This window comes from Nocardioides litoris (assembly GCF_006346315.1).
In the GTDB taxonomy this organism is placed as follows: domain Bacteria; phylum Actinomycetota; class Actinomycetes; order Propionibacteriales; family Nocardioidaceae; genus Nocardioides; species Nocardioides litoris.
Genome location: NZ_VDMR01000020.1, coordinates 1 through 1,356, shown reverse-complemented (window position 1 = coordinate 1,356; position 1,356 = coordinate 1). Strand labels below are relative to the sequence as shown.

General features: G+C 70.7%; 2 protein-coding genes. Both read right to left on the bottom strand.

Translation table 11 applies throughout. From position 1 onward, the window contains the following. Positions 1-228 precede the first annotated feature (228 nt). Positions 229-420, bottom strand: coding sequence for a Flp family type IVb pilin (locus tag FJQ57_RS22095; RefSeq protein WP_139984541.1), 192 nt, complete (start codon positions 418-420; stop codon positions 229-231). A gap of 246 nt (positions 421-666) precedes the next feature. Then, on the bottom strand, positions 667-861 hold the full coding sequence (locus FJQ57_RS22090; RefSeq protein ID WP_139981183.1) for a Flp family type IVb pilin: 195 nt from the start codon (positions 859-861) through the stop codon (positions 667-669). Positions 862-1,356: the final 495 nt, after the last annotated feature.

The following is a 1,356-nucleotide window of genomic DNA, read 5'->3' as shown; positions in this document are numbered from 1 at the left end:
CGGCGGAGGCGCCGCGGTCGTCGGTGTTGGCGAGGCGGGCGCGGAGCTGGATGCGGGCGTAGTCGAGCATGGTGTTCTCCTGGGTGCTGGTGGGGGGCGGCCTGCGGGGCTGGTGTCCCTGGCCTGAGGTGGAGAACTCTTCCGGTTCCCGGGCCCCGTCACATCGGGTCGCCGTACGGACCCGAGTAGCCCGTCCGGGTCATTCCCGTGGGGCGACCGTCGTGGCGGTCAGCCGCGGTTCCCGACCTGGTCGTCGACGTCCGAGAAGAGACCTTCGATGGTGTCGCCGAGGGTGAAGACCGCGAGCAGGATGGCGATGGCGATGCCGGCGACGAGCAAGCCGTACTCGACGGCGGAAGCGCCGCGGTCGTCGAGGTGATGCGCGCGGGCACGGAGCTGGATGCTGGTGTAGGAGAGCATGGTGGTGTCCCTGTCGTGCGTTCGTACCTGCGACGGGGTCCGGACGACCCCCCCCACGAGCATTGTCGGCCCGGTCGACGGCGATCGCATCGTTCGACCGCTCCGGGCGTCTAGTCACAACAGGCTAGTTGTCGTGACCACCTGGACTGGCTGGCGAGCGCTGATGGAGGTCGAAAACGTCAGGAGGCGGACCCGGGTGGGGTCCGCCTCCTGGTGAATCTGGTGGATCTGGTGGAGCTGGGTTGATCAGGGGGTGCGCTCGCCGACCTGGCCCTCGACGCCGTCGAACATCCCGGAGAGGGTGTCGCCGAGGGCGAAGACGGCGATGATGATGGCGATGGCGATGCCGGCGACGAGCAGGCCGTACTCGACGGCGGAGGCGCCGCGGTCGTCGGTGTTGGCGAGGCGGGCGCGGAGCTGGATGCGGGCGTAGTCGAGCATGGTGGTTCTCCTGGTCTGTGCTGGTGGGGGGCGGGCCCGGCGCTGGTGTGCCGGTGTGGCCTGACATGGAGAACTCTGCCGGGTCCGGGGGCTCGTCACATCGGGTCGCCGTACGGACCGGGGTAGCCCCTTCGGGCCATGGGGTGCGTGCGCTTGTCGGGTCTGGCCGGCTCGGGCCTGGCCGGTTCGGGTCTGGCTGGCTCGGGTCTGGCCGGTTCGGGTCTGGCCGGTTCGGGTCTGGCCGGTTCGGGTCTGGCCGGTTCGGGTCTGGCCGGTTCGGGTCTGGCCGGTTCGGGTCTGGCCGGTTCGGGTCTGGCCGGTTCGGGTCTGGCCGGTTCGGGCCTGGCCGGTGCGGGCCTGGCCGGTTCGGGCCTGGCCGGTTCGGGCCTGGCCGGCTCGCTGGCTGGGTCAGGTGGTCGTCGGGCGAGGTTGTGTTGCTGATGTCTGGAAAAACGTCAGGAGGCGGGCCCGGGTGGGGTCCGCCTCCTGGTGGAT

Coding starts and splice junctions, on each gene's coding strand:
- FJQ57_RS22095 (WP_139984541.1), bottom strand. CDS start 420: ATGCTCTCCTACACCAGCATCCAGCTCCGTGCCCGCGCGCATCACCTC.
- FJQ57_RS22090 (WP_139981183.1), bottom strand. CDS start 861: ATGCTCGACTACGCCCGCATCCAGCTCCGCGCCCGCCTCGCCAACACC.